The organism is Serpentinimonas maccroryi, from assembly GCF_000828915.1.
Taxonomy (GTDB): Bacteria; Pseudomonadota; Gammaproteobacteria; order Burkholderiales; family Burkholderiaceae_C; genus Serpentinimonas; species Serpentinimonas maccroryi.
Window position 1 is genome coordinate 299,399 of the sequence record NZ_AP014569.1, and the last position, 26,720, is coordinate 326,118.

Genomic DNA, 26,720 nt, shown 5'->3' on the forward strand with positions numbered 1-26,720 from the left:
ACCGCATCAAGCTGCCGGGCATGGCTGGCCCAAAGCTGGCCCAAAGCATCCGCGCTGGTTATGATGCCGACCCATGACCTTGTTTGCCCTCATTTTTGCATTGGTGCTCGAACAGGCGCGCCCCTTGCACGACGACAACCCGGCGCATGCTGCGTTGCGCGCGTGGGCGGCTGCGGCCCGGCGCTGGCTTGATGCCGGGCAATGGCACCACGGCTGGCTGGCGTGGGCGCTGGCGGTGCTGGGGCCGGTGGTGCTGGCGGTGTTGATCTACGGGCTGCTCAACTGGGTGCACGGCCTGCTCGGTTTTGCGTGGGCGGTGTTGGTGCTCTACCTGACCTTGGGCTTCAGGCAGTTCAGCCACCACTTCACCACCATCCGGGTGGCGCTGGAGTCGGGCGACGAGGCCGCGGCGCGGGCCGAGCTGGCGCGCTGGCAGGGGGTGGAGGTGGCCGAGCTGCCGCCGCAAGAGCTGCTGCGGCACGTGATCGAGCACTCGGTGCTGGCCGCGCACCGCCATGTGTTTGGCGTCATGGTGGCGTTCGTGGCCTTTGCCGCCATCGGGCTGGGGCCGGCGGGGGCGGTGTTGTACCGCATGGCCTTGCACTTGGCGCGCCACTGGCCGGTGCGCACCACGGTGCAGGCCGAAGACGCCTCGGCCGCGGCGGCGCGGCGCGGCTGGCACGTGGTGGATTACTTGCCGGTGCGTGCCACGGCGCTGGCTTTTGCGGTGGTGGGCAATTTTGAAGAAGCGATCGCCAACTGGCGCCAAGACGGCGCCCTGAACAAGGGCAACGATGGCTTGCTGCTGGCTGCCAGCGCCGGAGCCATGAACGTGCGCCTAGGCAGCGGCCCCCCGCTGGGCGAGCCCCTGTACACGCCCGAGCTGGGCTGGAGCGAGTCGGACGCACGCGTGCCCCAGCTGGCGCACCTGGCCAGCATGGTGGGGCTGGTGTGGCGCGGCGTGCTGCTGTGGCTGCTGCTGCTGGCGCTGGCGCTGTTTGCCCGCGCTTGGTAGAGAGGTATGAGAGCTAAGGGCTGGGCTGGGCGCGTTTAGGGGGTCTAGGCCTTGGCCCCTGCGTGTGCAAACCCGTGCGCACCACCGCCGGCGTCAATAGCGCGGCGCCGCGCTGAGCTCGCGGTGCAAATCCACATAAAGCCGGTAGCGCTGCTCGTGCACCGCCTGGCCCACGGCGGCGCGCACCGCGCAACCGGGCTCGTGCAGGTGGGTGCAGTTGTAAAAGCGGCACTGCCCGCAGTGCGCGGCCAAATCGGGCATCAGCTGCGCCAGTTGCTGCGGCTCGAGGTGGCGCAGGCCAAACTCCTGGAAGCCGGGGGAGTCGATCAGCGCCGAACGCCGTTGCCCATCGAGCCAATACCAGCTGCTGCTGGTGGTGGTGTGGCGGCCCGAATTGAGCGCCCGCGACACCGCCCCCGTGGCCGCCATGGCGCTGGGGATGAGCCGGTTGATGAGCGTGCTTTTGCCGGTGCCCGAGGGGCCCAGCACCAAGGTCGTGCGGCCTTCTAGACGCTGGCGCAGGGCATCTAGCGTGCTGGGGTCGCTGCCCTCGTGCAGGCACAGGGGCAGCACGTCTTGCCCAAAGGCGCGGTAGGGTGCCAAGCGCTGCCAGGCGCTGTCGAAGGCCGGGCCCAGGTCTAGTTTGTTGAGCACCACCAACGCGTCGATATGGGCCGCAGCAGCCGCCACCAGCGCCCGGTTGAGCTGGCTTTCGGAAAACACCGGGTCGGCGGCCAGCAGCACCAGCACCAAGTCGAGGTTGGCGGCAAAGGATTTGGTGCGCAGTTCGTCTTGCCGATACAGCACGTTGCGCCGCGGCAGCGTGCGGCTGATCGAGCCGCCGTCGCCGCTGGGCTGCCAGCAGACCCGGTCGCCCACCAGCGGCGCGTCTTTGCGGCCAGGCAGGTGGCACAACAGGCGCCGGCCGTCGTCGGTCTCGATCCAGCAGTGGCGGCCGTGGGTGCCTACCACCAAGCCTTGCAGCTCGTCGCCCAGCGCCGCGCCGCCGGAAGCGCCGCTCGGTGGGAGCCTCATGCGCCCAAGCGCGCCAAGCGCTCGCTCGCCGGCGGGTGCGAGTAGTAAAAGCGCACGTAGAGCGGGTCGGGGGTGAGGGTGCTGGCGTTGTCTTGGTACAGCTTAAGCAGGGCGCTGGCGAGGTCGCGTGGGTCGGCGTGCGCCGCCGCAAAGGCGTCGGCCTCGAACTCTTGCCGGCGCGACAGCGCGCTCATCCAAGGCGAGGCAAAAAAACCGACCAGCGGCGTCACCAGCAAAAACAGGATCAGCGCCAGCGCCCCGTTGGGCTGCATCAGGTTGGGCGTCACGCCCAAGCCGGTGTAGAACCAGACTTGCTGCGCCAGCCAGCCCAGCAAGGCCAAGGCGCCCAAGCTCAGCACGGCCATGAGCACAATGCGCTTGAGGATGTGGCGGCGCTTGTAGTGCCCGAGCTCGTGCGCCAGCACGGCGTCGATCTCGCCGGGCGCGAGTTGCTGCAACAGGGTGTCAAAAAACACCACCCGCTTGGCGGGCCCAAAGCCGGTGAAGTAGGCGTTGGCGTGGGCGCTGCGCTTGCTGCCGTCCATCACGAACAAGCCTTGGGCCTTAAAGCCGCAGCGCGCCAACAGGGTTTCGATGCGGGCTTTGAGGGCCGGGTCTTGCAGCGGCTCGAAGCGGTTGAAGAGCGGGGCAATCAGGCTCGGGTACAGCACCAGCAGCAGCAGATTGAAGGCCATCCACAGCGCCCACGCCCACAGCCACCACAGCGGGCCGGCGGCCTGCATCAGCCACAACAACAAGGCCACCACCGGCAGGCCGATCGCCGCCCCAACCAGGGCTCCTTTGAGGCCGTCGCTGAGCCACAGACGCGGCGTCATGCGGTTGAAGCCGTGTTTTTGCTCGAGCACGAAGGTGCGGTACCACGACAGGGGCAGCTCCAGCAGCGCACCCAAGGCGGTGAAGGCCGCCAGCAGCGCCACCTGCTGCAGCAAGCCCGGCCCCAACCACGCCAGCAAGGCCAAGTTGAGGGCATTGAGCCCCCCCAGCAGCGTCCAGCCGATCAGCAGCGCGGCCCCGAAGCTGCCCTCGAGCAACCCGAGGCGGGTTTTGGCGATGGTGTAGTCGGCCGCTTTCTGGTGCGCCGCCAGCCCGATGCGCTCGGCAAAGGCGGCGGGCACGCTGGCGCGGTGTTGCGCCACGTGGCGCATCTGGCGCCCAGCCAGCCAGAGCCGGGTGAGCAAGCCGGCGGTGAGCAGCAGGCAAAACACGGCCGTCCACAGCAGGGGGGCATAAGCAGCTAGAAAATCCATAGGGTGCAAGTATAGGAGCCGGCGCAAAAGGCTGCAGGAGTTGGCTGCAGGGAAGGCGCAGGGATGCGATTGAATCGGCGAGAATGCGGGCCATGCAAACCCCCGACGAACCCAAGGCCGCAACGGCCGAACTGCACCACAGCGACCAAAACCTGGTCTGGATCGACTGCGAGATGAGCGGGCTCGACCCGGAAAAAGAGCGCCTGCTGGAGATCGCCGTGGTGGTGACCGGGCCGCAGCTGAGCCCGCGCATCGACGGCCCGGTGCTGGTGCTGCAGCAAAGCGAGGCGCTGCTGGCGGCAATGGACAACTGGAACAAAGGCACGCACGGCAAGAGCGGCCTGCTCGACAAGGTGCGCGCCAGCCGCCTGAGCGAGGCCGAGGCCGAAGCCGAGCTGCTGGCCTTCCTGCGCCGCTATGTGCCCAAGGGCGGCTCGCCCATGTGTGGCAACAGCGTCGGCCAAGACCGGCGCTTTTTGCTCAAGTACCTGCCCAAGCTCGAGGACTACTTCCACTACCGCAACCTCGACGTGAGCACGCTCAAAGAGCTTGCCAAACGCTGGCGCCCCGAGGTCTATGCGGCCTTCAAAAAACAACAGCGCCACACCGCGCTGGCCGATGTGCACGAGTCGATCGACGAGCTGGAGCACTACCGCCAGCACCTGCTGCGCTAAATAATTCTTGCACGCCGCGCGAAAATACGCGATAATCAAAGGCTGCGCTGCAAAAGCAGCGTAAACCTTGCATCTGCCTCACGCTTTTTGGGGGTGGTTTCATGGGGAAGTGGTTGGGCCTTGCTTGATTTGCATGCGCCCGATCGGGCAGTCAGCAGTGGCTGCCCGCAGCCCGGCTTTCGAGCGGCGGCTGCCTGGCCCCATCCAACCCCAGCCCGGTCGCACTGCCCCAAATAGGGCAGAGTCCTCCGGGCCGATTTGTTTGTGGTCGATGTGTTTTTTCACCACGAACGAATCGGGCGCACCCGCGCAGCCTGTCACGGCTGGGCGGCCTTCCGTTTTTGTTCCTTTGCGCCCACAGTGCGCATGGACGAACGACATGACAGACATCACCTGCAACCCTGCGGCCATCGACGCCGCGACCCCGTTGGCCACTCCTTTGGCCACCCCCACCACGCCTTCGGCTTTTGCCGCGCTGGGCCTGGCACAGCCGCTGCTCAAAGCCGTGGCCGACCTGGGTTTCACCCAGCCCACGCTGGTGCAACAAGCCGTGATCCCCAAAGCCATGCAGGCCGAAGGCAGCGCGCGCCCGGGCGGCCACGCCTTCACCGACCTGATGGTCTCGAGCCAGACCGGCAGCGGCAAAACCGCCGCCTTCCTGCTGCCGGTGCTGCACACCCTGCTGGTGCAGATGGAGCAACAAGAGGCCGCCGAGCGCGCCGAATGGGAGCGCCTGCAGGCCGAGGCCGCTGCGGCCGGCCAGCCCGCGCCCAAGCGCGCCAAGCGCCAAAACCCGCTGCTGGCGCGCCACTTCAAGCCCACCATTCCGGGTGCGCTGGTGCTGTGCCCGACGCGCGAGCTGGCGCAGCAGGTGGCCAACGACGCCATCGACCTAGTGCAGCACTGCCGCGGCCTGCGCATTGCCAACGTGGTCGGCGGCATGCCCTACCAGATGCAGATCGCCAAGCTGCAAAACGCCAACCTCGTGGTGGCCACGCCGGGCCGCCTGCTCGATTTGCAGCGCAGCGGCCAGCTGGTGCTCGATCAGGTGCAGTTTTTGGTGGTCGATGAGGCCGACCGCATGCTCGACCTCGGCTTTGCCGACGACCTAGCCGAAGTCAACCGCCTCACCGCCGCGCGGCGCCAGACCATGATGTTCAGCGCCACCTTTGCGCCGCGCATCCAGGCGCTGGCCACGCGCGTCATGCGCGAGCCGCAGCGGGTGCAGATCGACACCCCGCAAGACCGCCATGTGAACATCGAGCAGCGCCTGTACTGGTGCGACAGCCCGGAGCACAAGCGCCAGTTGCTGGATCACTGGCTGCGCGACGCCAGCATCGAGCAGGCGATCGTGTTCTCCAGCACCCAGATCGAGTGCGACGCGCTGGCCGCCGACCTGCAGCAAGCCGGCTTTGCGGCCGTGGCGCTGCACGGCGCACTCAGCCAAGGCTTGCGCAACCGCCGCCTGACGGCGCTGCGCAGCGGTCAGGTGCAGATTCTGGTGGCCACCGACGTGGCCGCGCGCGGCATCGACGTGCCCAGCATCACCCATGTGTTCAACTTTGGGCTGCCCATGAAGGCCGAAGACTACACGCACCGCATCGGCCGCACCGGCCGCGCCGGGCGCCAAGGGCTGGCGGTGACCATGGCCGAAATGCGCGACCGGCGCAAGATCGGCGAAATCGAAGCCTACAGCCAGCAAGTGATCGACACCCACACCGTGCCCGGCATGGAGCCACGCAAGCCCGTGTACGAGAGCCGCGATACCCGTCGTGCCCCCGGCGGCCGCCCGCCAGCCGGCCGCGGTGCCCGCCCGGGGCCCTACAGCGGTCCGCGCGAAGGCGGTTTTGGCGCCCGCCCCACACAGCATCAGCCGCACCACCCACCGCGCACCCCCGGCGAGGGGCCGCGCCACGGCTTTGGCAAACCGGCCCCGGCACGCCAGGGCGACCGCCCGGCCTTTGGCGACCGTCCGGCGTTTGCCGAGCGCCCATCCTTCGGCGACCGCCCGGCTTGGGGCGACAAGCGCGAGCGCCCGCAAGGCGGGGCCAAGCCCTTTGCCGGCAAAGGGCGCCCGAGCCGCTGAGCCCAGCCTGCCCTGACCCCAGCACCTAGGGGGGGGGCGGTGGCGCTGGCGCTGGCGTGCCCCGATGCGGCACAATGGTGGCTCAAAGGCGGCGTGCATGTGCCGCGCTAGGAGCCCCTCCAGATGAATCCCTCCACCCTGATCGGGATGGTGGCCAGCGTGCTGCTGCTGGTCGTCGTGATGATTTTTGCGGCCGAAGACCCGCTGCTGTTCATCGACCTGCCGGGCTTGGGGATCGTGCTCTTTGGCACCTTGGCCGCCACCTTCATGAGCTACCCGCTGCGCGAGGTGCTGCGCGTGTTCAAGCTCTTTGGCACCGTGATCCGCAACGAGCGGCTCTACACCCAGAGCGCCATCGACGAGCTGGTCGATGTCTCGCGCTTGTGGATACGCGACGACCTCGCCGCGGTCGAGCGCGCGCTCAAAAATGTCAACAACCCCTTTTTGCGCACCGGGGTGCAGTTGGTGATCGAGCGCACGCCCGAGGCCGACATCTTGGACCTGATGCAGTGGCGCATCTCGCGCCTGCGCGCCAAAGAGGCGGCGGAAGCGCAACTGTTTCGCGTCATGGCCAGCTACGCGCCCGCCTTTGGCATGATCGGCACCTTGGTCGGGCTGGTCAACATGATGGACATTCTGGGCACCGGCGACATGCTGGTGATCGGCGGCCATCTGGCAGTGGCCCTGATGACCACCTTTTACGGCATCTTGCTGGCCAATCTGGTCTTCAAGCCGGTGGCGGTCAAGCTCGAGCGCCGCACCGAGCAGCGCGTGATCTTGATGAACATGGTGATGCAGGGCATCGCCATGATGACGGCGCGGCGCAGCCCGTCGCTGATGCGCGAAACGCTCAAATCCTTTGCGGCCCACCACGAGGATGAAATTTTTGACGGTGCGCAGCCAGCGGCCCGATCGGGGGGCTGGTGGCCCTTTGGGGCGCGCAAGTCCAATCCAGCCAGCAAACCCGGCCCCAGCGCAGCCGGGCGGCCATGAGCCCTCCGACTTTGCTCGAAAGCATGCTGGCCCGAATGCCCTCCGGGCCGGGTGCGGCGGCCAAAGCCGCGCCAGGCCAAAACGCGGCCTCGCCCAGCGAAGGCAGCGCCAACCAGTCCATCAGTGCCTTGCACAGTGGGCGCTTCGAGCGCTGGCATGTGGACCCAGCGCCGGTGCAGGAGGAAGAAACCTGGCTGATCACCTACCTCGACGTGGTCACGCTGCTGCTGGCGATGATGGTCGTGATGCTGGCTTTTTCCGAGCCGGTGAGCGAAGCCTTTAGGGGCGAGCGGCGCGAAATCGCGCTCGACCGCATGCACCCGCAGGTGCAGGCCGCGGCCGATGCGGGCACCACCATTTTGCCGCCGGTGCCGCTGCCGCACCCGGCCACGGCCCCGGCGCGGGTCGAGGGCGACCCGGTCGATATCCGCGCCGCCCCGGTGCCGCCCGAGCCACCCGCGCTCAATGTGGGCGAATTGGGCGAGAACGTGGAAGTGGTCACCGAAGCCAAGGGGGTGACGCGCTTTCGCATCAGCAGCGAGCTGCTGTTTGCACCCGGCCAAGCCGCACTCACTCCGGCCGGCCAGCGCGTGATCGACGAGCTGCTGCCGGTGCTCAACCAAGCCCTGGGCCACACCATCGTGGTCGAGGGTCACACCGACAACGTGCCCATTGCCACCGCGCGCTTTCCCTCCAACTGGGAGCTGGCGGCGGGTCGCGCCGGCGCCGTGGTGCGCCACCTCGAGACGCGCGGCGTCAACCCGATGCGGTTGCGCGCCACCGGCGTGGCCGATACGCGCCCGCTGGCCGACAACGCCAGCGCGCAGGGGCGGGCGCAAAACCGGCGCGTCGAAATCGTGCTCGAAGCGCCGCCGGTGAATTAGGCTCCCACAGCCAAGGCCAAGCGCACCAGGCCCTAGCGCAACAGCCCAAGGGTGCGGGCCAGCAGCCGATAATCGGCGCATGACCCTTCAATTTGCGCCCGAAACCGCTGCCACCCCAGCCACCCTGCCGCCGCTGCTGCAAGCGCTCAACCCCGAACAACTCGCCGCCGTCACGCTGGGGCCGGAGCCGGCGCTGATTCTGGCCGGGGCCGGTTCGGGCAAAACCAAGGTGCTCACCACCCGCATCGCGTGGTTGCTGAGCACCGGCCAGCTCAGCCCGGCCGGGGTGCTGGCCGTGACCTTCACCAACAAGGCCGCCAAAGAGATGCTCACGCGCCTGGGGGCGCTGCTGCCGCTGAACGTGCGCGGCATGTGGATCGGCACCTTTCACGGCCTGTGCCACCGCATGCTGCGCGCCCACTGCAAGCTGCTCAACCTGCCGGCCACGTTCCAGATTCTGGACATGCAGGACCAGCTCAGCGCCATCAAGCGGCTGCACAAACAGCTCGCGCTCGATGAGGAGCGTTTCAAGCCCAAGGAGCTGCAGTGGTTCATCAACGCCTGCAAAGAGGAAGGCCAGCGCGCGCACCAGGTGCCGGTGCGCGACGCCGATCAGCGCCACAAGGTCGAGTTTTACCGCCTCTACGAGGAGCAGTGCCAGCGCGAAGGCGTGCTCGACTTTGGCGAGCTGCTGCTGCGCAGCTACGAACTGCTGCGCGACCACGACCCGGTGCGCGAGCACTACCAGCGCCGTTTCAGGCACATCTTGGTCGATGAATTCCAAGACACCAACAAGCTCCAGTACGCTTGGCTCAAGCTGCTGGCCGGGCGCATGGAGGGCGGCCGCTTCGTGCCCGCCGGCAACGCCGTGCTGGCGGTGGGCGACGACGACCAGAGCATTTACGCCTTCAGGGGCGCGCGCGTGGGCAATATGGCCGACTTTGTGCGCGAATTCGGCGTGCGCCAGCAAATCAAGCTCGAGCAAAACTACCGCAGCCAGGCGCACATCCTGGAAGCCGCCAACCGCCTGATCGAGCACAACCAAGGCCGGCTGGGCAAAAACCTGCGCACCGACCAAGGCTGCGGCGAGCCGCTGCGCGTCTATGAGGCGCCGAGCGACTACGCCGAGGCCAACTGGGTGGTCGATGAGGTGCGCCAGCTCATCGGCCGCGACGGCTTGCCCGCGCACGAGGTGGCGCTGCTCTACCGCAGCAACGCGCAGAGCCGGGTGCTCGAGACGGCGCTGTTCAACGCCGGGCTGCCGTACCGGGTGTACGGCGGGCTGCGTTTTTTCGAGCGCGCCGAGATCAAGCACGCGCTGGCTTATCTGCGCCTGATCGACAACCCGCACGACGACACCAGCCTGCTGCGGGTGGTCAATTTTCCGCCGCGCGGCATCGGCGCGCGCAGCATCGAGGCCTTGCAGGCCGCTGCGGCTTCCGCCGGTTGTTCGCTGCACGATGCGGTCAGCGCCGTGCCGGGCAAGGCCGGCTCCCACTTGGCGGCCTTCGTGGCCTTGCTCGACGTGCTGCGCGAGGGCAGCCAGGGCCAGCCGCTGCGCCAGATCGTGGCGCTGGTGTTGCAGCACAGCGGCTTGCTGGCGCACTACCGCGCCGAGCGCGACGGCAGCGAGCGGGTGGAAAACCTCGAGGAGCTGCTCAACGCCGCCGAGAGCTTTGTGCTGCAACAAGGCTTTGGCCGCGATGCGGTGGCGCTGCCGCTGGACGAGACCGCCGCCGCCGAAGCCCGCGCTGCCGCCTCCGATTCGGGCTTTGAGGAGCCCAGCGGCGAAACCCTCAGCCCCTTGCAGGCCTTCCTGAGCCACGCCGCGCTCGAGGCTGGCGACAACCAGGCACAGAGCGGGCAAGACGCGGTGCAGCTGATGACGGTGCACGCCGCCAAGGGGCTGGAGTTCGACGCCGTGTTCATCACCGGGCTCGAAGAGGGGCTGTTCCCGCACGACAACTCCAGCGCCAGCCCGCAGGCGCTGGAAGAGGAGCGGCGGCTGATGTACGTGGCGATCACGCGCGCGCGCCAGCGGCTCTACCTGAGCCACGCCCAGACGCGCATGTTGCACGGCCAAACGCGCTACCACCCGCGCAGCCGCTTTGTGGACGAACTGCCCGCGCAGTGTCTGCAATGGCTCAGCCCCAAGCCGGGCAGCGGCTTGGGCGCAGCGGGCTTGGGCAAAGCGGCAGTCGGGCTGCAGCCGGCTTGGGGGCGCAGCGCCTTGGTGTCCGAGGCGCCCAGCCGCGCGGCGGCAGACGCAACGCACGGCCTCCGCGCCGGCATGCAGGTGTTTCACCCAAAATTTGGCCAAGGCCAGGTGCTGGCGGTCGAGGGGCGCGGCGACGACGCACGGGCGCAGGTGAGCTTCACGCGCCACGGCAGCAAGTGGCTGGCGCTGGCGGTGGCCAAGCTCACGCCGCTGTGACGCTCAGTGGCTGAGCTTGGGCCGCTCAGGCCGGGGGTTGCCCCTCGTCGGTCTCGAAGCTGTCGCGGAAGGTGAAGTAGAGCGAGGTGAAAAAGATCGCGCTCATGAGCATGGCCACCGGAAACAGCAGCATGCTGATGAAGCGTGGCCCACCCACCAAGCTGCCCAGCAGCACCAGCACCAAGGCCACACCGAAGAACACCGCGGCCCAGCCCAAAAAGTAATACAGCAGCGCCGCCTTGTTGGTCCAGCAGGCCAGCGCGCTGAAAAACAGGCTCTTGAGCGGCGACACCCCGTGCCAGTGCACCAGCGCCGGGGCGTGCCAAAACAGCAGCCCGAGCGGCACGTGCAGCAGCGCGCTGACGAGCATGCGGTTGATGGCCTCGGGTGCGAGCATCAGGTCTTGGGGCGTGGGGCTGGCACCGGGCTCCACCGGCACGGCCGCTGGGTCTGGCAGCACCGCGGGCGCGGCCGCGCCGCCGGTGATCAGCAGCGTCAGGCCCAAAATCAGCAGCGATCCGGCGGCGTAGATCAGGCCCAGCACCAGCATGGCGCGCGCGCGCTCGCGCCCGGCGGCAAAGGCGCTGGCCAGCACCGCGGGCATGGGGAACTGGCCCGAGTTTGCGATGCGCGTGGCTGCCATCAGGCCCAGCGTGGCGGCGGGCAGCAGCGCCAGCGCCAGCGCCTGCCCGAGCAGCGGCACCAGCGACAGCACCGAAACCACCAGCATGAACAGAAAAAACAACCCGGCCAGCGCCAGCGGTTGCTTGAAAAACGTGCTCAGGCCCAAGCGCACCCACATCAATCCGGTGCGCGCCGGTACGCGGTGCAGCCTCATGCGTGCGCCACCCGCGCGCACAGCACGCGCTCAAAGTGGGTGGGGTCGTGCGGCACCAGCATGGCGGCATCGCGTGGCAGATACCAGTCCCACAGGCGCGAGAGCCAAAAGCGCAGCGCCGCAGCGCGCAGCAGCAGCGGCAGCAGCTCGTGCTCGGCGGCGCTCAAGGGGCGCAGGTTTTGGTAGGCAGTCAGCAGGGCGTGACTGCGCGACGCGTCGGGCTGGCCGCTGGCCAGGTCGATGCACCAGTCGTTCAGGGCCACGCTCAGGTCGAACAACCAAGTGTCGCAGCCGGCGAAGTAAAAATCGAACACACCGGTGAGCCGGTCGCCCTCGAACAGGGCGTTGTCACGGAACAGATCGGCGTGCACCGGGCCGCGCGGCAGGCTGTGGTAGCGCGGCTGCTGCGCCAGCTCGTTTTGCAGCGCCAGTTCGCTGCGCAGCAAAGCGGCTTGCGCCGGGCTTAAATGCGGCAGCACCTCGGGGGCGGTCTGGTTCCACCACGCCAAGCCGCGCAGGTTGGGCTGCTGGCGCGGGTAGTCGAGTGCCGCCAAGTGCATGCGCGCCAGCAGGGTGCCCAGTTGCGCGCAGTGCGCGGGGTGCGGCGCCAGCACGCTCTGGCCGGGCAGCTTGTTGACCAGCGCCGCCGGTTTGCCGAGCAGCCGGTGCAGGATCTGGCCGCTGGCGTCTGGGGCCGGGTTGGGCACCGGGATGCCCTTGGCGGCCAGATGCTGCATCAGGCAGAGGTAAAAGGGCAGTTGCTCAAAGCCCAGGCGCTCAAACAGCGTCAGCACGTATTCGTGCCGTGCGCCATCGGGTGCCTGCACCGAGGCAAAGTAGTTGGTGTTCTCAATGCCGCCGGGGCAGCCGCGCAGCTCGAGCAGTTCGCCTAGGCCCAACTGCTGCAGCAGCGCCGCGGCTTGGGCCGGTGTGACTTCGGTATAGACCGCCATGGCTAGGGGGAGCAGGGCGCGCGCAGGGCGCCAGACAGGGGGGCTTGCATAGGCTGCGATTGTAGGCGGCACAATGCGGGCATGACTGAATCTCCCCCCACCCTGCTGCTGGTCGATGGCTCGAGCTACCTCTACCGCGCCTTTCACGCCATGCCCGATTTGCGCGCCGTGCCCGGCGACCCCAGCAGCCCGGCCACCGGCGCCCTGCGCGGCCTCATCAACATGGCGCAGGCGCTGTTGCGCGAGCACCCGGCGCAGAGCGCCGCCTTTGTGTTCGACGCGCCCGGCCCCACCTTTCGCGATGCGCTCTACCCGGCCTACAAAGCGCAGCGCAGCCCCATGCCCGACGATTTGCGCGCCCAGATCGAGCCCATCCACACGGTGCTGCGCCTGCTCGGCTGGCCGGTGCTGTGCGTGCCCGGGGTCGAGGCCGACGATGTGCTGGGCACGCTGGCGCAGCGCGCCGCCGCGGCCGGGGTGCAGGTGGTGATTTCGAGCGGCGACAAAGACATGAGCCAGCTCGTGGGGCCGCGGGTGATGGTGATCGACACCATGAGCGGCAAGCGGCGCGACGTGGCCGGGGTGCAGGCCGAGTTTGGCGTGCTGCCGCAGCAAATGGTGGACTACCAGTGCCTGGTGGGCGACACGGTCGATAACGTGCCCGGCGTCGAGAAGGTGGGCCCGAAAACCGCCGTCAAATGGCTGCTCGAATACGGCTCGCTCGAGGCCATCGTGGCCCACGCCGAGCAGATGCCCGGCGCCGTGGGCGCCAAGCTGCGCGCGGCGCTGGACTGGTTGCCCACGGCGCGCCAGCTGCTGCGCATCAAAACCGACTGCGACCTGAGCGCGCACCTGAGCGCGCCGGACGTGCAGCAAGCGTTGCGCTTGCAAGCCCCCGATCGGGCGGCGCTGCGCGATTTTTACCAACGCTACGGCTTTAAGACGCTGGTGCGGGCGCTGGAGGAGGGCGGGGCGGCTGATGGGGCGCAGCGGGAGGCAGGGGCCAAGCCGGGGGGCTGGGCTAGGCGTGGAGAAGGCGCCAAACTGGCTGGCGTCGAAGCGGCCAGCGCCGCGCCCGCCGACCAAGCCTCTATGTTTGACATCGCCGGGCCAGATGCCGCATCAGCTTCAGCTCAGGCCGCCGAGGCGGAATCAGCACACGCCCCCACCCCCCCACCGCGCCACTACCAGACCGTGCTCACCTGGGAGGCGCTGCACGCCTGGTTGCCGCGGCTGCAGGCGGCGCCGCTGGTGGCGCTCGACACCGAGACCACGGGCCTCGACCCCATGCGCGCCGAAATCGTCGGCCTGTCGTGGAGCCTCGAAGCCGGCGCGGCCGCTTATCTGCCGTTGGCGCACGACTACCCCGGCGCGCCCGAGCAGCTGCCGCGCGCGGCGGCGCTGGAGTGCCTGCGCCCTTGGCTGGAAAACCCGGCCGCGGCCAAACTCGGCCAGCACCTCAAGTACGAGCGCCACGTGTTCGCCAACCACGGCATCGAGCTGCGCGGCCTCGAGCACGACACGCTGCTGCAAAGCTATGTGCTCGAAGCACACCTGCCGCACAGCCTCGAGAGCCTGGCCGAGCGCCACTTGGGCCAGCGCGGTTTGAGCTACGCCGAGCTGTGCGGCAAGGGCGCGCAGCAGATACCGTTTGCGCAAGTCGATATCGAGCGCGCCAGCACCTACGCCTGCGAAGACAGCGATTTCACGCTTCAGGTGCACCAGCGCCTGTGGCCGCGGCTGCAGGCCGAGGCGCCGCTGCGCGCCGTCTATGGGCTCGAAATCGCGTGCTCCGAGGTGCTCTACCGCATCGAGCGCCACGGCGTGTTGATCGATGCCGCCACCTTGGCGCGTCAGAGCCACGAATTGGGCCTGCGCCTGGTCGAGCTCGAGGCGCGCGCCCACGCCTTGGCCGGCCAGCCGTTCAACTTGGCCAGCCCCAAGCAGCTGGGCGAGATTTTGTACGACCGGCTGGGCCTGCCGGTGCTCAAAAAAACCGCCACCGGCGCGCGCAGCACCGACGAAGAAGTGCTCGAAAAACTGGCCGAAGACTACCCGCTGCCGGCGCAGATTTTGCAGCACCGCTCGCTGGCCAAACTCAAGGGCACCTACACCGACAAGCTGGCGGCGCTGGCGCACCCGCGCACCGGGCGCGTGCACACCCACTACGCGCAGGCCGTGGCCGTGACCGGGCGCTTGTCGAGCAACGAGCCCAATCTGCAAAACATCCCCATCCGCACGCCCGAGGGCCGGCGCGTGCGCGAGGCGTTCGTGGCCGCGCCCGGGCATCTGATCGCCAGCGCCGACTACTCGCAGATCGAGCTGCGCATCATGGCGCACCTGAGCGACGACCCGGCCCTGCTGCGCGCCTTCCACGACGGGCTGGACGTGCACCGCGCCACCGCCGCCGAAGTCTTTGGCCTGGCGCCCGAGCAGGTGAGCGCCGAGCAGCGCCGCTACGCCAAGACGATCAATTTTGGCCTGATCTACGGCATGAGCAGCTTTGGGCTGGCCAAGGCGCTGGGCATCGACACCGGGGCGGCGCGCAACTACATCGAGCGCTATTTTGAGCGCTTTGCCGGCGTGCGCCGCTACATGGACGCCACCCGCGCCGAAGCCAAAGCGCGCTGCTGCGTGCACACGGTGCTGGGCCGGCGCCTGCACCTGCCCGAGATCAACTCGCCCAACGCCGCGCGCCGCGCCGCCGCCGAGCGCGCCGCCATCAACGCCCCGATGCAGGGCACGGCCGCCGACCTGATCAAGCTCAGCATGGTGGCGGTGCAGCAGGCGCTCGACGCCCAAGGCCGCGCCAGCCGCATGATCATGCAGGTGCACGACGAGCTGGTGTTCGAGCTGCCCGCAGCCGAGCAAGATTGGCTGCGCACCGAGGTGCCGCGCCTGATGGCCGGCGTGGCCGCGCTCAAGGTGCCGCTGCTGGCCGAAGTGGGTTTTGGCGCCAACTGGGAGCAGGCGCATTGAGAAGCTGGTGGGGCTGGGAGGCTGAGCGGTCCGAAGGCTGGGGCCGGCACGCGCCCTAGCGCCGCGCCGCGGTCGAGGTGGCCAGCCCTAGGGCCAGCGCTTGCTCCGGGCCGAGGCGGGCCGAGCCGTTGCAGTCGGCGGCCAGCACCTGGCGCAGCACGGTGCTGGAGGTGGGTTCGGGCAGCATGGCGTTGAGGTAGCGCGCCAGCGTGAGCTGCTGCGCCGCGTTGGGTTCGCTGCGGCAGCCGCGCTGGCCAAAATCGGCGTCGGGCGGCAACTGGGTGATGGCCAGTTGCGCCGGTTGGGCGCCGTGCGCCAGCGTGCGCTGGATGCCGGCCGCAAACACCAGCAGGCACGGCGTGTCGCAGACCCGGCCCGCCGGCACCAGGGTGTCGAACCGGCGGTTGCGCAGCATCGCCCCCAAGGTGATGGCGCTGCCCACCTGAGCCGCGCCGGTTTCCAGTTGCAGCAAGCGCTGCGCGCAGCGTGCAGCCTCGATCCGCTGCATGGCGCTGTGCATGCGCCGCACGGTGTCTTCGTGGATGGCGCCGCTGAGCGTGATGCGGCAGGCCGTGGTGCGGGTATCGACCAGCAGGCTGCCGCCGTCGAAGCCGATGGTGTGCAAGCTGCCGGGCGCGGGCACGGGGGGCGCCGCCGCTTCGGGTGCCGCGCGCGGGGGCTGGGTGACGGGCGCCGCACAGCCGGCCAGCAGCGCAGTCAGCAACAGGAGCGCAGCCCCGAGCAGGGCGGGCCAGCGAGCCAGAAAACGGGGTCTGATCGACATCGGGGGTGGGATATAAGGGCGCCAGAGGCGTGCAGGCAGCGGGATCGCTGCCCCAATGTGCTGCATTCTCGCCGATCGGGCGCTGCCGTATGATCGCCGGGTTTAAACGGTTTCCGGCTCCCACGCCGGCTCGCGAGCGCGCACATGGCAAAAGCAATGATCCTGGCCGCTGGCCAAGGCACCCGGGTTCGGCCCCTGACCAAAGACCTGCCCAAACCGATGGTGCCAATTTTGGGCAAGCCGGTGATGGAATACCTGATCGAGCATCTGGCGCGCCACGGCGTGACGCAGATCATGGTCAACGTGGCCTACAACCACCGCAAAATCGAGGAGTATTTTCGCGACGGGCACCGCTGGGGCGTCGAGATCGGCTACTCCTACGAGGGCGTTTATGACCACGGCGACATCTTGCCGCGCCCGCTGGGTTCGGCCGGCGGCATGCGCCACATCCAAGACCAGAGCGGTTTTTTTGACGACACCACGCTGGTGCTGTGCGGCGACGCGCTGATCGACCTCGACCTCGGGGCCGCGCTGGCCCAGCACCGTGCCCAAGGCGCGCTGGCCAGCGTGGTCACGCTCGAGGTGCCGCGCGATCAGGTGAGCAACTACGGCGTCGTGGTTGCAGACGCCAGCGGCCGCGTGCAGTCGTTCCAAGAAAAGCCGCAGCCGCACGAGGCCAAATCGACCTTGGCCAGCACCGGCATTTACATCTTCGAGCCGGCGGCACTCGAGCTGATTCCGCCCCGGCAGGTGTTTGACATCGGCAGCCAGCTGTTCCCGCTGCTGGTGCAGCGCGGCCTACCCTTTTACGCCCAGAGCCGACCGTTCAACTGGATCGATATCGGGCGCGTGAGCGATTATTGGTCGGTGCTGCAGCGCGTGCTGCGCGGCGAAGTGGAGCAGATGCACATGCCCGGCACCGAGGTGCGCCCGGGGGTCTGGGTGGGGCTCAACACCCGCATCGACTGGGCCACGGTGCAGGTGCAAGGGCCGGTGTATTTTGGCTCCAGCGTGCGCCTCGAGCCCGGCTGCAGCGTGATCGGGCCGTGCTGGATCGGCCACGGCAGCCACTTGCGCGCCAGCTCGCGCGTCGAGCGCAGCATCTTGTTCGAGTACACGCGCATCGGCGCCGGCATGTTGTTCCAAGACATGATCGTCTCGCCCAGCTACTGCGTCGATCGGCTGGGCAACGCCACCTACGTCGGCGACGACCGCTTTCCGCTGCGCTGGGGCGACGCGCGCGCTTAAAACGCCGCTCAGCCCAGCAAGCGCGCCCCCATGCGCGCGCGGTACCACTCGTGGAAGTGCTGCATGCCGTCTTCCATCGGGCTTTGGTAGGGGCCGACTTCGTTCTCGCCGCGCGCCAGCAACGCCTTGCGTCCGGCGTCCATGCGCTCGCCGATCTCGTCGTCTTCGATGCAGGTCTCCATGTAGGCGGCGCGCTGCGCGGCCATGAACTCGGGCTCGAAGGCGGCGATGTCTTCGGGGTAGTAGAACTCGACCCGGTTCAGGGTTTGGTTCACGCCCAGCGGGTGCACGGTCGAGACCGTGAGCACGTGCGGGTACCACTCGATCATCAGGTGCGGGTAGTAGGTGAGCCAGACCGCGCCGCGCTCGGGCAACTGGCCGTTGCGGTAGCGCAGCAGCACCTCGTGCCAATGTTTGTAAACCGGGCTGCCGCCGCCTTGTTGCAGGTTTTGCACGCCCACGGTTTGCACCGAATACTCGGGCTTGAAGGTCCAGCGCAGGTCGTCGCAGGTCACGAAATGACCCAGCCCGGGGTGGAACGGCACCACGTGGTAGTCCTCGAGGTACACCTCGATGAAGGTTTTCCAGTTGTAGTTGCACTGGTGCAGCTCCACATGCCCAAGCACCATGCCCTCGAAGTTGAGCTCGCTGATCTGCTCGAGGCCAGCCAGGTCGGCGCCGATGTCGCGCCCGTTGTCCTCGAACAACAAGCCGTTCCACTCGCGCAGCGGGTAGCGCTGCAGGTTCAGGCAGGGGTCGTGCGCAAAGTGCGGTGCGCCCAGCAGTTGGCCAAGGCGCTGCCCCGGCTGGGCCGCGCCGCCGCCGTCGTAGGTCCAGCGGTGCAGCGGGCAGACGATGTGGCCGCTGGCGTGGCCACTGCCACTTTGCTGCAGGTTGCCGCGGCCTTTGAGCATCACGGCTTGCCGGTGGCGGCAGACGTTGCTCACCAGTTCCACGCCCTGCGCGGTGCGCACCAGAGCCCGGCCCTCGCCTTCGTGCGGTAGGGCGTAGTAGTCGCCCACGTTGGGCACCGAGTTCACATGCCCCACGTAGCGGGGCCCGCGCTGAAAGATATGCTCCAGCTCGCGCTGCAACAGCGCCTCGTCAAAGTAGCTGGAAACGGGCAATTGGCTTGTGGCCTGCTGCAATGGAAGACTCAAATCAGACATGATGGTCCTGACCTCAAGAGACTCCCCCTATGAAGGGGCAGGGAAAGCGCGTGTCGGTGCGGGGCAGCGGTTCGGCGCGAACTAAGGGTGTGTACAACTCCCATCGAGTTGAAAACAAGGGAGCGCGATTGTACCCCTGGGGTTCCCGTGGCTGGGTGCTTTTTAGGCAAATCCGCACCCAAGCGGGCGCGAGCGCCTAAAATCCGCAGTTCATTGTCGCCGCCTTGGCGCAACCCCGGTTTACTTGCCATTCCCATGCCCAAACCCAAAGCTGGCCAAGCCGCTGCCGATGTCCCCCCATCGTACGAAGCCGCGGCGCAAGAGCTCGACGCCCTGCTGGCCCGGCTCGATGGCGGCCAGTTGCCGCTCGACGAGTTGCTCACGCAGCACCAGCGCGGCAACGAGCTGCTGGCCTACTGCCGCGCCCGGCTCGAGGCGCTGGAGCAGCAGCTCACGGTGCTCGAAAACGGCGCCGAGCGCCCCTGGACGCCCCAGCCGTGAACGCCGCGTCTATGCAGACCCCCATGCAATCCGCATTGCAAACACCCAACCCAGCACCTACCACGGCCCCAGCCCCTGATTTCAGCGCCTGGAGTGCGGCCCGCTTGGCCGAAGTGGAGCGCGCGCTGGACGCTGCCTTGGCGCCGCAGGCGCCGGCCGCGCTGGGTTTGGCGATGCGCTACGCGGTGCTCGACGGCGGCAAGCGCCTGCGGCCGTTGCTGGTGTGGGCGGCGGCCGAGGCCGCAGCCGGTGCGCCCGCAGCCGCCTTGGCATCAGCCACGCACACTGCCGTGCTGCGCGCGGCGTGCGCCGTCGAGCTGATCCACGCCTACTCGCTGGTGCACGACGACCTGCCCTGCATGGACAACGACGTGCTGCGCCGCGGCAAGCCGACCGTGCACGTGCAATATGGCGAGGCCACGGCGCTGCTGGCTGGCGATGCGTTGCAGGTGCTGGCGTTTGAATTGTTGCTGGAGCAGCCCGATGCCGCCCTGGGGGCCGCGCTGGCGCTGCAGTTGGCCCGGGCTGCCGGGCACCTAGGCATGGCCGGCGGGCAGGCGATCGATCTGGCCAGCGTCGGCCGCCGCCTGAGCCTGGCCGAGCTCGAAGACATGCACCGCCGCAAAACCGGCGCCCTGCTGCTGGCCAGCGTGCAGATGGGGGCGCTGGCCGGTGGGGCCGATGCCGCTGCGCTCGCCGCCCTCACGCGCTATGGCCAGGCGCTCGGGCTGGCGTTTCAAGTCATCGACGACGTGCTCGACGTGGTGGCCGACTCCGGCACCCTGGGCAAAACCGCCGGCAAAGACGCCGCCGCCGACAAACCCACCTTCGTCTCCCTCATGGGGCTGAACGGGGCGCGCCAGTACGCCCACGACCTGCTGGCACAGGCCCACGCCGCCTTGCACGAGCGCCCCGTGGCGGCGGCGCAAACCCTGCACGATCTGGCCGACTGGGTGCTGCACCGCTCTCACTAAAACCCCTCACACCCCATGACTGGCTTGCTCGACACCATCCAATCCCCGGCCGACTTGCGCCGCCTCACGCGCGCCCAGTTGCGCCCGCTGGCCGACGAACTGCGCCAATTTTTGCTGCACAGCGTGGCCCAGACCGGCGGCCACCTGAGCTCCAACCTCGGCACGGTCGAGCTCACGGTGGCCTTGCACTACGTCTTCAACACGCCGCAAGACCGGCTGGTGTGGGACGTCGGGCACCAGACCTACCCGCACAAAATCCTCACCGGCCGGCGCGAGCGCATGCACACGCTGCGTCAATTGGGGGGGGTGAGCGGCTTTCCGGTGCGCACCGAGAGCGAGTACGACACCTTTGGCACCGCGCACTCGTCCACCAGCATCTCGGCCGCGCTGGGCATGGCGGTGGCGGCGCAGCAGCAGGGCGCCGACCGGCACGCCGTGGCCGTGATCGGCGACGGCGCCATGACGGCCGGAATGGCCTTCGAAGCCCTCAACAACGCCGGCGTGCTCGAGCAGACGCGGCTGCTGGTGGTGCTCAACGACAACGACATGTCGATCAGCCCGCCGGTGGGGGCGCTCAACCGCTACCTCGCGCAGCTGATGAGCGGGCGTTTTTACTCGGCCGCCAAGCAGGTGGGCAAACAGGTGCTGGGGGTGGCGCCGCCGCTGCTCGAGCTCGCCCGCCGGCTCGAGGAGGGCGCCAAGGGCATGGTGGTGCCGATCACCCTGTTCGAAAAATTCGGCTTCAACTACATCGGCCCGATCGACGGCCACGACCTCGACGTCCTGATCCCGATGCTGGAGAACCTGCGCCGCCTCAAGGGGCCGCAGTTCCTGCACGTGGTGACGCGCAAAGGCCAAGGCTACAAGCTGGCCGAAGCCGACCCCATCGCCTACCACGGCCCGGGCAAGTTTGACCCGGCGGTTGGCCTGCCCACCCCGCCATCCAGCAGCAAGCTCACGTTTAGCCAAGTATTCGGGCGCTGGCTGTGCGACATGGCGGCGCACGACGAGCGCTTGGTCGGCATCACCCCGGCCATGCGCGAAGGCTCAGGCATGGTCGAGTTTCACCAGCGCTTCCCCGAGCGCTACCACGATGTCGGCATCGCCGAGCAGCACGCCGCCACCTTTGCGGCTGGGCTGGCTTGCGAGGGCCTCAAGCCGGTGCTGGCGATCTACTCCACCTTTTTGCAGCGCGCCTACGACCAGCTGATCCACGACGTGGCCCTGCAAAACCTGCCGGTGGTGTTCGCGCTCGACCGCGCCGGCATCGTCGGTGCCGACGGCCCCACCCACGCCGGCGCCTACGACATCGCTTTTCTGCGCTGCATCCCCAACGTGTCGATCGCCTGCCCGGCCGACGAGGCCGAGTGCTACCAACTGCTGTGCACCGCCTATCAGCAAGCGCACCCGGTGGCGGTGCGCTACCCACGCGGCAGCGGCGCCGGCACCGCCTTGCCGAGCGACTTGCAGGGCCTGCCCTTTGGCCGCGGCGAACGGCGCCGCCAAGGCAAGCGCGTGGCGCTGCTGGCGTTTGGCACCTTGCTCTACCCGGCCTTGCAAGCGGCCGAGCGGCTCGACGCCACGGTGGCCAATATGCGCTGGGCCAAGCCGCTGGACCGTGAGCTGCTGCTCGAGCTGGCGCAGCAACACGACTGCCTGGTCACAGTCGAAGACGGAGCGCTCAATGGCGGCGCAGGTTCGGCGGTGCTGGAGGCGCTGCACGAGGCCGGCCTGCTGCGCCCGGTGCTGCGGCTGGGCCTGCCCGACCGCTTCATTGAGCACGGCGATGCGGCCAAACTGATGGCGCTGCTGGGGCTGGATGCGGCGGGCATCGAGGCCAGCGTGCGCGCTTGGCCGGCCTGCTCAGGCTTGTAGGGCACAGCGGATGCTTGAAAGCCGGTTCTGTTGAATTGATATTTTTTCAACCCGCAACGCCTTTCCCTAGGGTTTACACGGCCAAAACCGGCTCTGTGCGGGTCCTACAATGCCCAGCAGCCATCCATCAGCCCAGCACATGGGGTGGTCGGTGGTAGCTAACCCAAAACCAGTCTATCGGAGTCAATTAATGGATCGTCGCTCAATCATCGCCGGCACCGGCGCAGTTGGTGTAGCCGGCTTGTTGGCCGCTTGCGGCCCACGCGAACAAGCCGCTGCTCCGGCGGCCGCCCCCGCAGCCCCCGCGGTCATCACGGGTGAGACCGTGCGCTGGCGCTTGGCTTCGACCTTCCCGCGTGCGCTCGACACCATCTGGGGTGCGGCCGAGGTGTTCGCCAAGGCCGTCTCCGACGCCACCGGCGGCAGGTTTCAGGTCAGCACCCACCCGGCTGGCGAACTGGTGCCCGCCATGGGGGTGTTCGATGCGGCGCAGGCCGGCACCATCGAGTGCGCCCACACTGCCAACTACTTCTTCTTCGGCAAAGAAGACGCGCTGGCACTGGCCAACGGCGGCATCTCCTTTGGCCTCAACGGGCGCCAGATGACCTCTTGGTTCTACGAGGGCAACGGGCTGGCCCTGAGCCGCGAGCTGCTCGACACCTTCAACCTCGTCAACTTTGCTTGCGGCAACACCGGGGCGCAGATGGGCGGCTGGTTCCGGCGTGAAATCCGCTCCCCCGCCGATTTGCAGGGTATGCGTTTCCGTGCCGGTGGTTTCGCTGGCCGGGTGCTGGAGCGCCTGGGCGTGGTGCCGTTGGCCATGCCGGCTGGTGAAATCTATCAGGCGTTGGAGCGCGGCACCGTCGATGGCGCCGAGTTCGTCGGCCCCTACGACGACGAAAAGCTGGGCTTTCACCGCGTGGCCCCGTTCTACTACTACCCCGGCTTCTGGGAAGCCGGCACGCAGCTCGACTTGCTCATCAACAAGACCGCGTTCAACGCCCTGTCGCCCGAGTACAAGGCCATCGTCCACAACGCGGCCGCCTTTGCGCACACCACCATGCTGGCGCGCTACGACGCGCTCAACCCGGCGGCGCTCAAGCGCTTGGTGGCGGGCGGCACGCGCCTGATGCCGTTCCCGCGTTCGGTCATGGACACCGCGTTCCGTGCCGCCCACGAGCTCTACGCCGAGCTCAACGCCACCAACCCGCGCTGGAAGAAAATCTACGACGACCAAATCGCCTTCCGCCGCGACCAGGTCTTGTGGCACGGTCTGGCCGAAGCCAGCTTCGACAGCTACATGCAGTTGCAGGGCCGCAACAACCGGCTCTGATCGGGGTGTTCGGGCCTAGTGCCTAAGCAGTCCACGACGCCCCGCTGCTGGGAAGCGGGGCGTTTTTGTATCCTAGGAACGTTGGGTTCAAGAATAAATCACAGTGCCTACCGGCTGTGAAGGTTTGCTCTTATGAAATACTTGATGATGTTTTCGCGCGCCATCGATGCCCTCAATGGGGGCTTGGGCAAGGTGCTGATGTGGCTCATTTTGCTCACCGTGCTCATCAGCGCCGCCAACGCGATCAGCCGCTACGCATTCAGCATCAGCTCCAACGCTTGGCTCGAAATCCAGTGGTACCTGTTTGGGGCCGTGTTTTTGCTCGGTGCCGGTTTTGCTTTTTTGCGCAATGCCCACGTGCGCATCGACGTGGTCTCGAGCCGCCTGTCGGCGCGCGCGCGCAACTGGATCGATATCGTCGGCATCTTGGTCTTCTTGCTGCCGCTGTGCTACCTGATGATCGCGCTGGGCTGGCCGCTGTTCGAGCGCTCTTGGGACACCGGCGAAATGTCGCCCAACGCCGGCGGTTTGATCCGCTGGCCGGCCTACCTGATGATCCCGCTCGGCTTTGCGCTGCTGGCGCTGCAAGCCCTGTCTGAGCTCATCAAGCGCTTCAATTTCCTCTACTTTGGTGGCCCCGATGCGCTGGCCCAAGGGGTGTCGAGCGACGTGCAGCAACTGGCGCGCGAACTGGCCCTGACCGAACACGATCGGATCGAGGGCGAATTGGCTGCGCGTGCGCAGGCCCAGGGCGCGAGCAAGACATGATCGAATTCATTATCAGCATCTTCGTGCCCCTGATGTTTCTGGGGCTGATCTTCTTTTTGCTCACCGGCTTTCCGGTCGGCTTTGCGCTCTCGGCCGTGGGTTTGCTGTTTGGCTTGCTCGGGATGGAGCTCGGGCTGTTTCCGGCCACCCTGTTTCAGGCGCTGCCGCTGCGCGTTTTTGGCATCATGCAGAATGAAATCCTGCTCGCCATCCCCTTCTTTACGCTGATGGGCATCATTCTCGAGCGCAGCGGCATGGCCGAAGACTTGCTCGAAACCGTGGGTCAAGTCTTTGGCCCGCTGCGCGGCGGCCTGGCGGTGGCGGTGGTGCTGGTCGGGGCGCTGATGGCAGCCACCACTGGCGTGGTGGCGGCGGCGGTGATTTCGATGGGCCTGATCTCGCTGCCGATCATGCTGCGCTACGGCTACAACCGCCCCATCGCCGCCGGCACCATCACCGCTTCGGCCACGCTGGCGCAGATTTTGCCCCCGTCGCTGGTGCTGATCGTGCTCGCCGACCAGCTTGGCGTGTCGGTGGGTGACATGTACGCCGGCGCCATGCTGCCGGCGTTGATGCTGATCGGCATCTACCTGTTGTTCGTGATCGGGGTGGCGATCGTCAAGCCGCAGTGGGTGCCGCCGCTGCCGCCCGAGGCGCGCATCTACAACGAGGCCAACGGCGCCAGCGGCCACAAATCGCTGATCGGGGTAATGGTGCTGGCCGTAGCCGCCGGCTACGCCTGGTCGCAGGTGCACAACCAGATGATGCACCGCTGGTTCGATCGCATTGCCGATGCCCCGGGCGACGAAACCTTCATCATGTCGATGCTCGCTGGTGCCCTGTTGGCGCTGGTGCTGGCGCTGGCCAACAAGGGTTTGCGTCTGGGCCTGCTGTCCAAGTTGGCCGAGCGCGTCACCTTTGTGCTGATCCCGCCGCTGGTGCTGATCTTTCTGGTGCTGGGCACGATCTTTCTGGGCATCGCCACGCCCACCGAGGGCGGCGCCATGGGGGCCGTGGGAGCGCTGATCATGACGCTGGCGCGCCGGCGTCTGAGCCTGCCGCTGTTGAAGCAGGCGCTGGAAAACAGCGCCCGGCTGGCGATCTTCGTGATGTTCATCCTGATCGGCTCGACCGTCTTTGGCTTCACCTTCAACGCCGCCGACGGCCACATCTGGGTCAAGGAACTGTTCAGCGGGCTGCCGGGCGGACAGCTGGGCTTTTTGATCTTTGTCAACACGCTGGTCTTCCTGCTGGGCTTTTTCATCGACTTCTTTGAGATCGCCTTCATCGTCGTGCCCTTGCTGTTGCCGGTGGCCAAGATGCTCGACATCAACCTGGTCTGGTTCGGCATCATCCTGGCCATGAACCTGCAGACCTCGTTCCTGACGCCGCCCTTTGGCTTTGCGCTGTTTTACTTGCGCAGCGTGGCGCCGCGCAACGACTACCTCGACTCCATCACCAAAAAACGCATCGCCGGCGTCACCACCGAGCAGATCTACAAGGGCTCGATCGCTTTCGTGTTGATGCAAGTGATGATGGTGGCGGTGCTGATCACTTACCCGAACTTGGTCACGGGGCAGTTGGAGCAGGTGGAGTTGGCCGATGAGGCCGAGGTGCAGCGGCGTTTGCAGCAGATCCCCGGTTTCATGGGGGCCGGCGAAGGGGCCAACCAAGAGCCCGGGCAGGAGCAGGGGCAGTGGGGCGGGCCCGGCATGTGGGATGAGCCCGCTCCGGCCGAAGGTGCAGCGCCGGCCGATGCGCCTGCGGATGCGGCGCCCGCCGATGCAGCGCCCCCCCAAGGCGGCGCGCCGGATGGGCCGGCCGGCGCATTGCCGGCGCGTTGAGGGGGTACCTAGCGCATGCGCATAGATTGCCGCTTGCTCGATGCGCGCTTGCGCCAGTTCCAGCCCGCCTACGCCACCGGGGGCAGTGCGGGGCTGGACTTGCGCGCCTGCATCGAGGCACCACTCACACTGGCCGCCAACGCCTGCAGCCTGCTGCCCACCGGGCTGGCGATCCACCTGGCCGACCCGGGCTACGCGGCGCTGATCTTGCCGCGCTCGGGGCTGGGGCACAAGCACGGCATCGTGCTGGGCAACCTGGTGGGGCTGATCGACAGCGACTACCAGGGCCAGCTCATGGTCAGCGCTTGGAACCGCAGCAGCCAGCCCTACACCATCGAGCCGCTCGAGCGCATCGCGCAGTTGGTGATCGTCCCGGTGCTGCAGGCGCAGCTCAACTGGGTCGATGATTTTGAGCAGCCGAGCGCGCGCGGCGCCGGGGGCTATGGTTCCACCGGCCGGGCTTGAGCCCGCTGCCTAATGCCCAGTTCAGGCTTGCAGCCTGAAAAAACCCGCGCCGAGGCTGCCGCGGCCCACTTCTTCCTCGGTGGCTTCGCGCACGGCGTGGATTTTGAGGTCGAGGCGCAGCGCGATGCCGGCCAGCGGGTGGTTGGCGTCGAGCACCACGTGTTCGGGGTAGATTTCGCTCACAAAATACAGCCGATCGGGGCCGGCACCGGCGCTGCAGCCCGGTGGCAAGCCCTCAAAGGCCATGCCCACTTCGAGTTCGGCCGGAAAAGCGCTGCGCGGCTCGAGCAGCAGCAGCTGGTCGTCAAAATCGCCAAAGGCGCGCTCGGGCTCCAGGTGCAGCTCCATTTCCTCGCCCGCGCCGTGGCCTTGCAGGGCGGCTTCGATAGACTCTAACAGGTCGCGCCCGCCGAGCAAAAACTCGACTGGCTCGTCGAGGGTGTCCAGTTCTTCGCCCAAGGTGTCGGAAAGCGTCCAGGTGAGGGCGGCGACGCATTGCGGGGTGATTTTCATCGCACAATTGTCCCATGAGTTCTCAGCCCAAACCCAGCACCACGCCCTTGGCCGCCGTCCAAGTCCCCAAACGCTCCAGGGCGCGTA

Annotated in this window: 22 protein-coding genes; 15 read left to right on the forward strand and 7 right to left on the reverse strand. The window is 67.7% G+C overall.

All coding sequences use genetic code 11. The features are described from left to right. Positions 1 to 73 precede the first annotated feature (73 nt). Positions 74 to 1,015 carry a CobD/CbiB family protein gene (locus SMCB_RS01340; protein WP_045534508.1) on the forward strand — a complete coding sequence of 314 codons (942 nt, stop codon included), beginning with the start codon at positions 74 to 76 and terminating at the stop codon, positions 1,013 to 1,015. 93 nt (positions 1,016 to 1,108) lie between these two features. On the opposite strand, the gene rsgA is transcribed toward SMCB_RS01340, so the two are convergent. Together rsgA and SMCB_RS01350 are read right to left on the reverse strand one after the other, a co-directional pair. Next, the gene (rsgA, locus tag SMCB_RS01345) at positions 1,109 to 2,050 is read right to left on the reverse strand and encodes a ribosome small subunit-dependent GTPase A (protein WP_045534510.1); all 942 of its coding nucleotides are present in this window, start codon (positions 2,048 to 2,050) and stop codon (positions 1,109 to 1,111) included. Then, the gene (locus SMCB_RS01350) at positions 2,047 to 3,318 is read right to left on the reverse strand and encodes a M48 family metallopeptidase (RefSeq protein WP_045534512.1); all 1,272 of its coding nucleotides are present in this window, start codon (positions 3,316 to 3,318) and stop codon (positions 2,047 to 2,049) included. The genes rsgA and SMCB_RS01350 overlap by 4 nt, the downstream gene beginning before the upstream one ends. A 92-nt stretch (positions 3,319 to 3,410) precedes the next feature. On the opposite strand from SMCB_RS01350, the gene orn reads away from it, so the two are divergent. From orn to SMCB_RS01375, 5 genes are all read left to right on the forward strand, one after another. Next, positions 3,411 to 3,992: an oligoribonuclease gene (gene orn, locus SMCB_RS01355; RefSeq protein ID WP_045537358.1), complete on the forward strand. Its 582-nt coding sequence runs from the start codon at positions 3,411 to 3,413 to the stop codon at positions 3,990 to 3,992. Between the two features lie 379 nt (positions 3,993 to 4,371). Beyond that, a complete protein-coding gene (locus SMCB_RS01360) occupies positions 4,372 to 6,078 on the forward strand; it encodes a DEAD/DEAH box helicase (RefSeq protein ID WP_045534514.1) in 1,707 nt (568 codons plus the stop codon). 123 nt (positions 6,079 to 6,201) lie between these two features. Then, positions 6,202 to 7,071 carry a motility protein A gene (locus SMCB_RS01365; RefSeq protein WP_082027155.1) on the forward strand — a complete coding sequence of 290 codons (870 nt, stop codon included), beginning with the start codon at positions 6,202 to 6,204 and terminating at the stop codon, positions 7,069 to 7,071. After that, the gene (locus SMCB_RS01370) at positions 7,068 to 7,955 is read left to right on the forward strand and encodes an OmpA/MotB family protein (protein ID WP_197539308.1); all 888 of its coding nucleotides are present in this window, start codon (positions 7,068 to 7,070) and stop codon (positions 7,953 to 7,955) included. The genes SMCB_RS01365 and SMCB_RS01370 overlap by 4 nt, the downstream gene beginning before the upstream one ends. Before the next feature lie 79 nt (positions 7,956 to 8,034). Then, positions 8,035 to 10,389, forward strand: coding sequence for a UvrD-helicase domain-containing protein (locus SMCB_RS01375; protein WP_045534516.1), 2,355 nt, complete (start codon positions 8,035 to 8,037; stop codon positions 10,387 to 10,389). Between the two features lie 25 nt (positions 10,390 to 10,414). Here the strand turns inward: SMCB_RS01375 and SMCB_RS01380 are convergent, their stop codons facing one another. Both SMCB_RS01380 and SMCB_RS01385 read right to left on the reverse strand, forming a co-directional pair. Then, a complete protein-coding gene (locus tag SMCB_RS01380) occupies positions 10,415 to 11,227 on the reverse strand; it encodes a BPSS1780 family membrane protein (protein WP_045534518.1) in 813 nt (270 codons plus the stop codon). Further along, positions 11,224 to 12,180 carry a homoserine kinase gene (locus tag SMCB_RS01385; RefSeq protein ID WP_045534520.1) on the reverse strand — a complete coding sequence of 319 codons (957 nt, stop codon included), beginning with the start codon at positions 12,178 to 12,180 and terminating at the stop codon, positions 11,224 to 11,226. The genes SMCB_RS01380 and SMCB_RS01385 overlap by 4 nt, the downstream gene beginning before the upstream one ends. Before the next feature lie 81 nt (positions 12,181 to 12,261). Here SMCB_RS01385 and polA point away from each other — a divergent pair, with 81 nt between their 5' ends. After that, positions 12,262 to 15,159, forward strand: a complete 2,898-nt coding sequence (gene polA / locus SMCB_RS01390; protein WP_045534521.1) for a DNA polymerase I — start codon at positions 12,262 to 12,264, stop codon at positions 15,157 to 15,159. Positions 15,160 to 15,214: 55 nt separating this feature from the next. Here the strand turns inward: polA and SMCB_RS01395 are convergent, their stop codons facing one another. Then, the gene (locus SMCB_RS01395) at positions 15,215 to 15,943 is read right to left on the reverse strand and encodes a hypothetical protein (protein WP_045534523.1); all 729 of its coding nucleotides are present in this window, start codon (positions 15,941 to 15,943) and stop codon (positions 15,215 to 15,217) included. Positions 15,944 to 16,099: 156 nt separating this feature from the next. Between SMCB_RS01395 and SMCB_RS01400 the strand changes: the two genes are divergently transcribed. Continuing rightward, positions 16,100 to 17,191 (forward strand): nucleotidyltransferase family protein, encoded by a 1,092-nt coding sequence (locus tag SMCB_RS01400; protein WP_197539309.1) that lies wholly within the window; start codon positions 16,100 to 16,102, stop codon positions 17,189 to 17,191. Between the two features lie 8 nt (positions 17,192 to 17,199). Here SMCB_RS01400 and SMCB_RS01405 read toward each other — a convergent pair whose 3' ends face one another. Then, positions 17,200 to 18,360 (reverse strand): aromatic ring-hydroxylating oxygenase subunit alpha, encoded by a 1,161-nt coding sequence (locus SMCB_RS01405; RefSeq protein ID WP_045534527.1) that lies wholly within the window; start codon positions 18,358 to 18,360, stop codon positions 17,200 to 17,202. 255 nt (positions 18,361 to 18,615) lie between these two features. On the opposite strand from SMCB_RS01405, the gene xseB reads away from it, so the two are divergent. The 7 genes from xseB (at position 18,616) to dut (ending at position 26,120) form a co-directional block, all read left to right on the forward strand. Next, positions 18,616 to 18,861, forward strand: coding sequence for an exodeoxyribonuclease VII small subunit (gene xseB / locus SMCB_RS01410; RefSeq protein ID WP_045534529.1), 246 nt, complete (start codon positions 18,616 to 18,618; stop codon positions 18,859 to 18,861). A gap of 23 nt (positions 18,862 to 18,884) precedes the next feature. Next, positions 18,885 to 19,835 carry a polyprenyl synthetase family protein gene (locus SMCB_RS01415; RefSeq protein WP_045534531.1) on the forward strand — a complete coding sequence of 317 codons (951 nt, stop codon included), beginning with the start codon at positions 18,885 to 18,887 and terminating at the stop codon, positions 19,833 to 19,835. Between the two features lie 15 nt (positions 19,836 to 19,850). Then, a complete protein-coding gene (gene dxs / locus SMCB_RS01420) occupies positions 19,851 to 21,710 on the forward strand; it encodes a 1-deoxy-D-xylulose-5-phosphate synthase (protein ID WP_045534533.1) in 1,860 nt (619 codons plus the stop codon). Between the two features lie 190 nt (positions 21,711 to 21,900). Next, positions 21,901 to 23,043 carry a TRAP transporter substrate-binding protein gene (locus SMCB_RS01425; protein ID WP_045534535.1) on the forward strand — a complete coding sequence of 381 codons (1,143 nt, stop codon included), beginning with the start codon at positions 21,901 to 21,903 and terminating at the stop codon, positions 23,041 to 23,043. Between the two features lie 132 nt (positions 23,044 to 23,175). Then, positions 23,176 to 23,811 (forward strand): TRAP transporter small permease subunit, encoded by a 636-nt coding sequence (locus SMCB_RS01430; protein ID WP_045534537.1) that lies wholly within the window; start codon positions 23,176 to 23,178, stop codon positions 23,809 to 23,811. Continuing rightward, positions 23,808 to 25,655: a TRAP transporter large permease gene (locus SMCB_RS01435; protein ID WP_045534539.1), complete on the forward strand. Its 1,848-nt coding sequence runs from the start codon at positions 23,808 to 23,810 to the stop codon at positions 25,653 to 25,655. Before SMCB_RS01430 ends, SMCB_RS01435 begins: the two co-directional genes overlap by 4 nt. 15 nt (positions 25,656 to 25,670) lie before the next feature. Then, on the forward strand, positions 25,671 to 26,120 hold the full coding sequence (gene dut / locus SMCB_RS01440) for a dUTP diphosphatase (RefSeq protein ID WP_045534540.1): 450 nt from the start codon (positions 25,671 to 25,673) through the stop codon (positions 26,118 to 26,120). A gap of 21 nt (positions 26,121 to 26,141) precedes the next feature. Here the strand turns inward: dut and SMCB_RS01445 are convergent, their stop codons facing one another. Continuing rightward, positions 26,142 to 26,633, reverse strand: coding sequence for an FKBP-type peptidyl-prolyl cis-trans isomerase (locus SMCB_RS01445; RefSeq protein ID WP_045534542.1), 492 nt, complete (start codon positions 26,631 to 26,633; stop codon positions 26,142 to 26,144). Between the last annotated feature and the right edge of the window lie 87 nt (positions 26,634 to 26,720).

Coding starts and splice junctions, on each gene's coding strand:
- SMCB_RS01400 (WP_197539309.1), top strand. CDS start 16,100: ATGATCCTGGCCGCTGGCCAAGGCACCCGGGTTCGGCCCCTGACCAAA.
- SMCB_RS01430 (WP_045534537.1), top strand. CDS start 23,176: ATGAAATACTTGATGATGTTTTCGCGCGCCATCGATGCCCTCAATGGG.
- SMCB_RS01380 (WP_045534518.1), bottom strand. CDS start 11,227: ATGAGGCTGCACCGCGTACCGGCGCGCACCGGATTGATGTGGGTGCGC.
- SMCB_RS01340 (WP_045534508.1), top strand. CDS start 74: ATGACCTTGTTTGCCCTCATTTTTGCATTGGTGCTCGAACAGGCGCGC.
- dxs (WP_045534533.1), top strand. CDS start 19,851: ATGACTGGCTTGCTCGACACCATCCAATCCCCGGCCGACTTGCGCCGC.
- SMCB_RS01360 (WP_045534514.1), top strand. CDS start 4,372: ATGACAGACATCACCTGCAACCCTGCGGCCATCGACGCCGCGACCCCG.
- SMCB_RS01370 (WP_197539308.1), top strand. CDS start 7,068: ATGAGCCCTCCGACTTTGCTCGAAAGCATGCTGGCCCGAATGCCCTCC.
- SMCB_RS01385 (WP_045534520.1), bottom strand. CDS start 12,180: ATGGCGGTCTATACCGAAGTCACACCGGCCCAAGCCGCGGCGCTGCTG.
- SMCB_RS01375 (WP_045534516.1), top strand. CDS start 8,035: ATGACCCTTCAATTTGCGCCCGAAACCGCTGCCACCCCAGCCACCCTG.
- SMCB_RS01415 (WP_045534531.1), top strand. CDS start 18,885: ATGCAATCCGCATTGCAAACACCCAACCCAGCACCTACCACGGCCCCA.
- SMCB_RS01435 (WP_045534539.1), top strand. CDS start 23,808: ATGATCGAATTCATTATCAGCATCTTCGTGCCCCTGATGTTTCTGGGG.
- SMCB_RS01405 (WP_045534527.1), bottom strand. CDS start 18,360: ATGTCTGATTTGAGTCTTCCATTGCAGCAGGCCACAAGCCAATTGCCC.
- xseB (WP_045534529.1), top strand. CDS start 18,616: ATGCCCAAACCCAAAGCTGGCCAAGCCGCTGCCGATGTCCCCCCATCG.
- SMCB_RS01365 (WP_082027155.1), top strand. CDS start 6,202: ATGAATCCCTCCACCCTGATCGGGATGGTGGCCAGCGTGCTGCTGCTG.
- SMCB_RS01425 (WP_045534535.1), top strand. CDS start 21,901: ATGGATCGTCGCTCAATCATCGCCGGCACCGGCGCAGTTGGTGTAGCC.
- SMCB_RS01445 (WP_045534542.1), bottom strand. CDS start 26,633: ATGAAAATCACCCCGCAATGCGTCGCCGCCCTCACCTGGACGCTTTCC.
- rsgA (WP_045534510.1), bottom strand. CDS start 2,050: ATGAGGCTCCCACCGAGCGGCGCTTCCGGCGGCGCGGCGCTGGGCGAC.
- dut (WP_045534540.1), top strand. CDS start 25,671: ATGCGCATAGATTGCCGCTTGCTCGATGCGCGCTTGCGCCAGTTCCAG.
- SMCB_RS01395 (WP_045534523.1), bottom strand. CDS start 15,943: ATGTCGATCAGACCCCGTTTTCTGGCTCGCTGGCCCGCCCTGCTCGGG.
- orn (WP_045537358.1), top strand. CDS start 3,411: ATGCAAACCCCCGACGAACCCAAGGCCGCAACGGCCGAACTGCACCAC.
- SMCB_RS01350 (WP_045534512.1), bottom strand. CDS start 3,318: ATGGATTTTCTAGCTGCTTATGCCCCCCTGCTGTGGACGGCCGTGTTT.
- polA (WP_045534521.1), top strand. CDS start 12,262: ATGACTGAATCTCCCCCCACCCTGCTGCTGGTCGATGGCTCGAGCTAC.